This is a genomic window from Salinisphaera sp. G21_0 (assembly GCF_017744115.1).
Lineage (GTDB): Bacteria > Pseudomonadota > Gammaproteobacteria > Pseudomonadales > Endozoicomonadaceae > Endozoicomonas.
This window is the reverse complement of sequence record NZ_JAGHQW010000098.1, coordinates 1-9,731: the sequence shown is the minus strand read 5'-3', so window position 1 is coordinate 9,731 and position 9,731 is coordinate 1. Positions and strand designations below refer to the sequence as shown.

General features: G+C 49.0%; 7 protein-coding genes. 2 read left to right on the top strand and 5 right to left on the bottom strand.

The window, feature by feature from the left end:
- Positions 1-226 precede the first annotated feature (226 nt).
- Both J7439_RS24335 and tnpC read left to right on the top strand, forming a co-directional pair.
- Entirely contained in the window at positions 227-520 is a 294-nt protein-coding gene (locus J7439_RS24335; protein ID WP_209204647.1) for a hypothetical protein, read from the top strand.
- Positions 442-1,428 carry an IS66 family transposase gene (gene tnpC / locus J7439_RS24330; RefSeq protein ID WP_209204648.1) on the top strand — a complete coding sequence of 329 codons (987 nt, stop codon included), beginning with the start codon at positions 442-444 and terminating at the stop codon, positions 1,426-1,428. The genes J7439_RS24335 and tnpC overlap by 79 nt, the downstream gene beginning before the upstream one ends.
- 311 nt (positions 1,429-1,739) lie before the next feature.
- Here tnpC and J7439_RS24325 read toward each other — a convergent pair whose 3' ends face one another.
- The 5 genes from J7439_RS24325 to istB form a co-directional block, all read right to left on the bottom strand.
- Positions 1,740-3,320 carry a hypothetical protein gene (locus J7439_RS24325; protein ID WP_209204646.1) on the bottom strand — a complete coding sequence of 527 codons (1,581 nt, stop codon included), beginning with the start codon at positions 3,318-3,320 and terminating at the stop codon, positions 1,740-1,742.
- Positions 3,317-5,554 (bottom strand): DEAD/DEAH box helicase family protein, encoded by a 2,238-nt coding sequence (locus J7439_RS24320; RefSeq protein ID WP_209204645.1) that lies wholly within the window; start codon positions 5,552-5,554, stop codon positions 3,317-3,319. Before J7439_RS24320 ends, J7439_RS24325 begins: the two co-directional genes overlap by 4 nt.
- Entirely contained in the window at positions 5,541-7,595 is a 2,055-nt protein-coding gene (locus J7439_RS24315) for a phospholipase D-like domain-containing protein (protein ID WP_209204644.1), read from the bottom strand. Before J7439_RS24315 ends, J7439_RS24320 begins: the two co-directional genes overlap by 14 nt.
- 3 nt (positions 7,596-7,598) lie before the next feature.
- Positions 7,599-8,849: a hypothetical protein gene (locus J7439_RS24310; protein ID WP_209204643.1), complete on the bottom strand. Its 1,251-nt coding sequence runs from the start codon at positions 8,847-8,849 to the stop codon at positions 7,599-7,601.
- A 168-nt stretch (positions 8,850-9,017) separates the two neighbouring features.
- Positions 9,018-9,731 (bottom strand): IS21-like element helper ATPase IstB (gene istB, locus J7439_RS24305; RefSeq protein ID WP_209204642.1); only part of this gene is annotated, 714 nt, incomplete at its 5' end.

Genomic DNA, 9,731 nt, shown 5'->3' with positions numbered 1-9,731 from the left:
GCAAATCGATGCGTCGCTGCGCTCCGATTAGGGGTGGCCGAATGTTACCGGAATGGGTGGCCGGATACTTCCGGAATCAGTGGCCGAATGTTAGTGGAATGGGTGGCCGAATGCTCCGGAATGCGCACTCACCTGCAACTGCTCCAGCAGTCGCAGGTCCGTTTACAGGAATATAAAAATGAGAACGAGTCCCTGCGAAATGAAAACGAAGCTCTAAAGCATGAAAATGCAGGGAGAAGATGCTGATCAGTATGAAATCATTGACCATAAAGACACCTATCGTCTTGCACAACGCCCCGGCAGCTACGTTATCCTGCAATATCAGCGCGATGTCGTTCGGCATAAGCCGAGCCAGACCCTGACCACGGTTGCAGCCCCCTCAGGTCTGTTTGATCGAAGCTTTGCTGATGTCAGCTTTATTGCCGGCATGCTGGTTGATAAATACCTGTATCACCTACCACTTTACCGCCAGCATCAGCGACGGAAGCCAGCGGTGTTACCATCAGTCGCGGTACCCTGACCAACCTTGAACAACGCGCAGCCCAGTTGCTTGAACCTGTTGCGAAAGAGCTGCTCAATAGCTGCCTGGAAAGCAAAACCCTGGCTCTGGATGAAACGCCCGGAAAAGCCGGTGTCAAAAGCAAGGGAAAAATGAATAAAGGCTATTTCTGGAGCTTTTATGGCGAGCGGGATGAAGTCGCCTTCATCTACTCGATCAGTCGTTCCTGTGATGTGGTCGAACCCTACCTGAAAAAATTTGAAGGCGTATTACTGACCGATGGTTACCCAGGGTATGAAAGCTTCTGTAAAAAATACCGGAAGATCACTCATGCCGAGTGCTGGACACACAGCAGACGCTACTTTGTTAAATCAGAGAAGGCAGAACCTGAAGCTACCAAAGAGGCGCTGGCTCTGATTGGTGGACTGTACAAGGTAGAAGACGACATTCGCAAACAGGAACTGGAAGGTGATAAAAAGCGAGACTACCGACAGCAGAAGGCAAAGCCTCTGGTTGACCAGTTCTTCACCTGGAACCGTGAGCAACTTCATCGTCTTGATCTGGTTCCCAGCAATCCATTGAGTAAAGCCCTGGGCTATGCCCATAAGCGGGAAAAAGAACTGCGGGTTTATCTGGATGACCCATCAGTAGATATTGACACCAATCATTTGGAACGAGCCCTTCGTTGTATCCCGATGGGAAGAAAGAACTGGATGTTCTGCTGGACTCTTGAGGGTGCCGATAATGTTGCTGTGTTCCAAACACTCATCGTAAGCTGCCGTCTGGCAGGCATTGATCCCTATAAATATCTGGTTGATGTTCTGCAACGTATCAGCCTCCATCCTGCCCGGGAAATCCGGGATCTGTTACCACGAATTTGGAAAGAAAAATTCGGGGCCAATCCGTTAAAATCCGATCTCGACAAATAGGGGGAGTCTGCCCCCTGTTTAGACGCTTACTCTCCAAGCCTGGTTTGACTAGCGTCGCTGATTATCACATAAAAATTATCAGGCGACGGATTTTAACTGATCGGGGAATTTTTGCGATGACATCAGAGATTTTCAGGCTCATGTCAAAGAGTTTAAGTACGGTAAAAAGTTGCCGGGAGCCGTTTATTGGTCATGTTAATTATCAGCTAGCGATACATTAGCCAGTCTGCCACTGTGATGATGGCCCTTCCTTGTTGACCTGTAGGGAAGTAGCCCAGGCAGACTGGTTTAATTGCACACAAAACTAATGTCTACAGGAAGTCATCTGTACTTACAATATACTCAAGCCGGTCTGCCTCCACGGCTATTGTGTAAGCGCAGAAGATGAACTCTTCCAGTGACATGTTCTCTTCAGGATGCGTTATCCGCCCTGAGATATCCCCTTCTGAATCAAGAAAGAACTCAACGACATCGGTATGTCGGTTCCGCTCCCAGGTGTATTCAATAATTTTCCGCTCACGGTTCTCCCTGAATGCCCTGATGGCATTTGAGGGTACAGCCTTGCTGGTAAAAATGCAGAGGTTAGCTGATTGTCGAATAATGACCTTTTGGGTTCTGGTTGTAATATTAATCCCCAGCCTGAAAGTAAGCTGTAAGGCGGCATCCTGTTGCTGGGTATCGAAATCGGCGATGCCATTTATATCATCAAGGCCATTGGCCAGAGTCTGGGCTTGCTGACAGAAATTATGGATTTTTTCAGAAGGTTGTTGATAAGTAAGTTCCACTGCCTGTTGGTGAAAACGGTTGAAGAAGGCTTCAATCTCTTCAGGCTCAGTCATGCTCTCGTTGCCAACCAGTATCTCCGCATTTCTGTTTAGCCTGAAGGTATGATGGCCTTCTTCTTCGGCAATAATCCGGTAAAAAGTGCGTTCAGAATATATTTTCATACATTGCTCTATGCAATGGTCGGATATTTTATAGTAAGAAAAGGGTTCTTCAGCGATCAGTAGAATCTCACCACCATTTTTGGCCGACTCCAGCTTTACCGAAAGAATCCGGTCAGAGCCGGGCAGGCGGTAACCCTGTGTTAAGACAGAAGGGCCGCAGAAGGTTTTCAGCAGGCCTTTGATATGCAGTAGTGTTGATGTTGTTTTCTGCTCCAGTGTTTCCAATTGTGCAAGCCGGTTACCAGCTCCCGGTTCCGGTTTATTCGGGATGTAAGGCGACTCCAGAGGAGTGGTGATTTGCGGAGGAATTTCTGATTTGTCCGACAGGGCCTCCTGAGTATCAATCAGATCTTTCCGGACTGTTGAGCTATCGCCAAACTCGTGGAGCGATTTAATGAAATCATTCAGGTTATGGCATAACTGGCGGACTTGCAGTCGCTCAATGCTCTCCCGGATATGGGGAAAAGTTACCTGAATGAAATCTGAACTGTCGGTAATTTTCTGCTGATGATGGTGGTTAATAAAGCGACGTTGTACCAGCGAGTTAACGCGGTCCACGCGACCGGTTTTCTGCTCAATCCCGATCGGTGTTCCCGACAGGCCATAGTGATAGATGCTGTCACAAAAGGTATGGAGGTCTTCGCCCTCCTGGAATACATCGGTAGAGATCAAGGCCAGGGGGTAACCGGGCATTCGGAATTTTCGCGCCTGGGCAGAACGGTTGCCCGCTGTTTCACCCGTGGCACCAATGACCGGCGAAACCGGGTTGAGACGGTGACTGAGAAAGGTTCGACGTCTTTCCAGAGGCTCATCAAATACCTCGGGAATATTGGTTTTGATAATAAGGTCTAATTGTCCGGTTGCCGCCAGGGCGGACAGTTCTGAAAAGGTTGAATAGTCACTCTGTAGTTGCTGAGTTTTCAGCATGGTTACCAGATCATTCATCCAGCACCTGCGGCTGTTCTCTGTGAGCGGGCCTGCCCCTGGCGAATTCTGGCAAGATAAAGGTCAATGACACCGTGGCCGGTACGCAGGCAAAGGCTGATCAAATGGACGTGAATATCCAGTTTGTCGTAGAGCTCTTCATCCCATAAGTTCTTCCGCAACTGTTCAAATACCCTGGATTGCAACGGGAACAGGTCACTGGCTAGCTGATATCGGTGCAGTGCCGTATAAAATGTCTCTAGCCGGAGATTATCCAATAACTGGCCAGGCTTAATCTCGGTGTTAACGGCTTTGCGCAGGTGTTGTGGCGGCAGATGCTGTTCCAGCGCATTGGCTATTTTTAGCAAGCCTGCCTGTTGTTTGTGTTCGGCATACCATTGCAAAAATCCGATTTGGCAGGCCCGGTAAACATCCAGAAGATCGTCTTGCAGTTGACTGGCAAGATGGGGTTTGGTCAGGGCTAGAATGCTGGCATGGTGCTGGTTGACCAGCAGCTCCAGGGAATCTTTATAGTGTTCTGTCACATATCGTGCCCAGTTGAGCTCCAGTAACAGGCTAATCACCTGGTTCTTGGCGGTAAGTCCTTTACGCAGGCCATCGGGTGTTGGCAAGAGTTGCTGGCCGGATCGCATGATGTCCTGGGCTGCCTGGTCCAGTTCACCCCGGAAAAACCAGGAAAAGAAGGTGTCATTTTTGGCTGGCTGATGATCTTCAGTATCGCCTTCTGTGCTCTCAACGAACTGACCTTCGGAGATATCACTATCTTTGGTCAGACTGACTTTGTGGTAGGTATCGAATAGCCGGGTAAAGATCTCCCTGAACGGGCTGTCTGGCGCGAGCTGGCAGAAAATATGGTTTTTCAGCCAGTGGTTATACTGGTCATCCAGTTTGTCTTTCAGCTCTTTAACACTTTTTACCCGGCGTACAAAAACAATCTGTTTTTGCCCTTGGTGAAACAGTTTTTGTGCCAGCTGCTCAGTGACTGAATCCATCTTCGGGTGTGGCAGCGTTTTTCCAAGTCCTGCCTGTTTGAAACTGTCGACAATATGGGCGACCACATGGCGATCCATAGCATCGTTCTGCTGCTTTTCTGTTTCATCACCATCAAACTGGACCGGCTCTGTTTTGGCGGTCTGGGCATAACTTTCAAAAGAGGCCATCATGCCAATCTGGAAAGCAGGGCTACTGCCGCTTTTGGTTAACGTATCCCCGACTTTTTTTTGAACCAAGGCTGTGACCAGCTTTTGTTCATCACTGTTCAGGGTGATTTCTGCCTGCTCTCCCTGGCGATGTTCCGTTCGGTACATATTTCGCGTGTGGAGCGTGTCATTAACCTTCAGTGCGTTGAGCCGGCGCACCATAAATGCCTGCAAGCGGGTTTTGATGCTATCCCTGTCGTTATTATCAATGTTGTCAGGCAACAGGTGTTGTTTGCCGATCAGGATTAACTGGTTGCGTAGCTGGCTGATATCCCTGTCATAAGGCGTGGCTGACAGTAGCAGGGCATTTCTGGCCCTGGGCTGGAATTTTTCCCGGTCACTGAAACCCAGCACCTGAGAAAGTACCCGATTCCTGTCACTGCTGTTTGCGTCTTTTTTAAAGTTATGAGCCTCATCAATAATCACAAGGTCAAATGTCGGAAGAATGTAATTGAGTGCAGCCGCATACTGGTCTTTCACCTCGGCTTTTGAATGAATAATACCCTCCCATTGGTGTGCAGGTACCAGTGTCCTGATCGACTCACGCTTCCCTACCCAGCTGCTTTCATCATCACTCAAACTGATGCTAAAGCTGCTTTTGCTGATGAAAATATCAGAAAAATGACCAAGAGATGCGGTTCTGATCAATTCAGGTACATTACGGCAACTGACGTAGGGTGATGCCGGCTTGCCAGTTACCGAGCGAATTCGGTAGTGGGAGGTTTGAATATTGTATTTGGTCATGCTCAGGTATTCCCGCAACCACTTTTCCTGAACATTGCGGCTTGGGCAAATATAGAGCACTTTCAATTTTGGATTGAAATAGCGAAGGAAGGCCACCACCCCGAGCGCGATATAGGTCTTGCCCATGCCCACTTCATCGGCCAGGTAACCCATGCCGATATCAGGATTGACCAGCATGTTATGCAGGGCCACGGCACCTTCCAGCTGCAGATTTCCCAGGTCACCCAGGGCTGGCTGACCACCGGAAAAATCAATGATGTGGCGGGCCGTCTCTAAATCAAGAGGCGTCATGATTATCCCCCGTATTGTCAGCAGTCTGCTGTTTGTACTCTTTGAAAAATTGCGTTTCAAACCAATGAAAAAACATCAATCGACGCTGTTCACTGTTGTCTTCCAGTTGTATCAGATCGCCTGATTTGAGCTCGGTGATTTGCCGGAGGTATTGTTGAAGATTCGCCTGTACGTTGGGGCGGGGGTTAAATTCCGAATATTGGAGTATTTCAATACTGCATAGCAGAATAAGATAGGCTGTTACGGCGCTGAACGAGTCACTCTCTGTCTTGCTGGTTTGCCTGATCAGCACGGGAATGCTGTCCAGTCCGGAACCGGTGAGGTAGTAATCCACCTGAACAATGTCGCCCTGTTCCAGGGCGGCTGCCAATCGTCGTCTTAACATCCTGAATGCGTGGAATATTTCAGCAAACTCACAAAAAAACTGCTCCTCCACCAGACACTGGTCATCGTGAGTGAGCTCACCCCCCTGATTTTGCAGGATCAGCTTGATCTCCTGGGCATTTAATGTGATGCGTTCACGCTGTTCACTGGTCATGCCTGCATAAATGGCCAGAATGTCTGCAGCGGAGAGTTGTGGTAAGTCCAGTGGTTTATGGGTCCAGCCTGTTTGTTGAATCAGGATACGATGGGGTTCAAATGCCGTTTTACTCTCCACATCCATTACGGTGATGGTTACCAGGGCACTGTTCCTGAGTAGTGCTTCTATTGATTCTATGTGTTCATCGTTGTGCTGATAGTGGCTCAGTTTTTGGCTGATAAGCCAGGGGCTGAGCATGGGGGAATTTTCGGCACCCAGAAATTGAATCTCATAGCTACACTCTTTTGGTGTTCGGCCGGTCAGTGTTTTGGTTAACCAGTCATAGCTGATATGCAGTTCTGGCAACGTTGTTGCCGCTTCTGTTGCGCTCTGCCCGGTTTCTTCATCAGAGGGCACTTTAAAATTGTCAATGGTTTCGACTGCAACCCGCTGTAGCAGGGGTGTTCCCTTTCGGTCAACCTGTACGAAATAGCCAGATTCGATATTTTCATGGGTGGCTTTATGGGTGAAGTTCACGGAGCCGACAAATACCCGGGATTGTTTACCGTTATAAAAATGAAAGATCTTGCTGTGGGTTATGCGAAAAGGTTGTTCATTGATGGCCAGTGACTTTTGCAGATCTTCATGCCATTCACCCCAGGCGATGCTATCCGCCTCATTGATATGGTGAAAATACGCTTCATGGCAGAGTGCTTCACCTTCCTGGTTGCGAGGCAGAAAGAGCGTAATTTCCCGAAGGTTAAAGTCGGCAAATAGTTTCTGATGCAAGTCACTGTTATGGTTCTCTGGAAAATATGGCGAAATAATCTCCAGTGACCAGTCATTGCCTTGTTCCAGCAGTTTGCCACTGCGTTTACGCAGGAATCGCTTCAGTCTCAGGTCGGCAAGGGAAAAGTAATCGACCTCCTGTGCGGAGTTGCTGCCCCGGCAGTGACTGAGAAAATCCTCAATTAACGTCAGGCCAGCACTGTCCGGTGTGCTGAGTTTACCCTTAAGCCAGGCAATATCTTCTTTTATCCGGTTCAGGAACGCCCGCTGCACCTCACCACTTATGATGGTTTCCCAATGCTGAACTTCCACATTATGCCACCAGCCAGCCCGGGTGATATTGTTGGAGCCGGATGCCATCAGTAAGGTGTGTTGCCCGCTGTCATTATCGGCAACCAACAGGTAGATGTTTTTTGCATGAAAAGCCGCATTACCCATATGCACACCATGACAGAGATACTCCATCTGGGGTGACCGGTCTGCAGATTGCCGGAATATGGGCAGGTCGTAAAACACATCCAGTTTGATGGCTGATTTTCGCAGTGCCTCCCGGACCTGAAAAAGCTTCACCCGTTCGTCGGTTGACCAGGGGATGGCCGGGCTCATCAACTCCGAGATAATATCAAGCTCAAAAAACTCCGGTTCAAAATTATAGGTGGTGAACAACCCGGCGATCACGGTCTTATTGATGAGGCGATCTGTCAGCTCATTGGTGATTGATGACTTATCCATGGTTTATACGCCAAGCCTCCCTGATGATGGCTGATGCTGATAATGCCGGGCAATCCGCAGATAGGATTTCAGGAAGTATTCGTAATCCCAACGTTTTTGCAGTGCCTCGCCATTTTCAGCCAGGCTGGCGGTTTCGCTCTTGACCGTGACCCGCAATTTATCGCCTGCCAGCTCTACCCAGGGCGCACCTCCCCGACCTGACATAACCTCTTTGTTCAGCAACAGGCTAATCTGAATGGCTTCCCGGTAATTGCCCTGTTTAAAGGCCAGCAATATTCTTTCCAGTTCAGCTTTACGAGGGAAATCTACGCCATTGAGATTATCAACCAGCCAGCCATAGCCGTATTGTTTATCTTCAAGGGTCTGGATAATGGTGGCTATGGACTCACCATCTTTCATACGACAGTAGTGAAAAATATTATTAGTGGCAGTCAGAATACGTTCGATATCAATAATCCATTTCAGGGCACGTTGCAGATCCGGGGAGGGGTGGCTATCAAAGAGGGTTGCCAGGTAAACCGGTAGCTCATCAGGGCCGGCATCTGGCAGCTGGCCAAGCTGGATAATCCCCCTGGTCTTTAGCCATAGCTCCTGTTGTAAACGATTCCCCCCTGAACCGAGCAACAGTGATTCCAGAAGCGTTTGCTGGATATCCGGATGATTGATGGCAGTAAGGAAATCATGACTGGCGGCTTCCAGGTGTTGTTTTGTTACGGAGGATGATGTCAGCAGGTCAATGAATAAACACTTATCCAGCCGGGCCTCCAGCAATGCAATAATTTCCATTCCACTGGCAGTGAGCTGTCGTTTATTACCCTTAATCAGTCCAGTATCCCGTAGTGCCGATGAATAAAGACCCCAGAGGCCATAACTGGTCTGGTTACTGAGTATTTGCTGAGTTTTTTCATCAATGCTAATGTCTGTATTTTGATCAGCAATCCGCCGGGCTACCCGGTTTTTTCCCATAATACTGCCAGAATTTTGATAGAACCGAAGGTAAGCGGCCATCTGTTCATAGCGGAGGAAATACTTTTGTATTTCCGCCTGACTTTCCGGGGATGGGTCTTGTGCCGCCAGTTCATTTGCCCAGCAGAAACCAAGCAGGGCAACGGTAAAATTCTCCAGGGATGATGTAATTGTGGTCAGGTTACCCACCACCTGACGCCCAAAGTGGGTCCAGATCAGTTCAAACCCTAACGGGTCACGGGAACCTTTTGGTCGTGCTCTGTCGTCTAGAAGACTGATAAAGGCCATAGGTGCAGGTGCTGTTATGAGTGAATGGATTGGGTTGTTATCTCTTCAGCCCATTGGTATCTCTTCAGCCCATTGGAACAGGGCCATTTGCGTATTCTGGCGAGCGTGAACACCTATTCTGGCTAGCGTGAACACCTTCAGGCTCTTAAGCATTGCCCAAGCCTATTTTTAGTCCAGGTGTTCACGCTCGTCCAATTTACCTTTTGTTTTCCTCATGGATTCGCCCTTCAAATTAATCCGGTGGGCATTGTGTGTCAGGCGGTCCAGAATGGCATCTGAAAGCGTTGCATCACCGATGCTGTCATGCCAGCCGGATACCGGTAATTGGCTCGCGACAATGGTGGAACTCTGGTTGTGCCGGTCGTCCATAATCTCCAGAAGGTCGTTGCGCTGCCTCTGGGTGATTGCTTCCAGCCCCCAATCATCCAGGATCAGCAAGTCAACCTTGGCTAACTGCCGTAATTGCTTGCTGTAACTACCATCACCATGACCAATGGTTAATGCGTGCAACAGTCGTGTAATTCGCCAGTAACGAACACTGTAACCCCGCAGACAGGCGGCGTGCCCGAAGGCACAGCTGAGCCAGCTTTTACCTGTACCATAGGGGCCGGTAATTAACAGGTTTTGTTTCCGGTTTATCCAGTCACAGGTGACCAGCGTCGTTATTTTTGACTGACTGATACCCCGGGCCTTTCCATAATCAATACCTTCAACCGTTGCAGCCAGTTTGAATCGGGCTGCCTTGAGTAAACGGGCCAGGCGTTTATCGTTTCGCTCAGCATCTTCCTGGTCAACCAGTAATGCCAGTCGTTCTTCGAAGCTGAGATTCTCATAGGTACCGGGGTGTTCTCTTTGTACTTCCAGTGCATCAGCCATACCGGT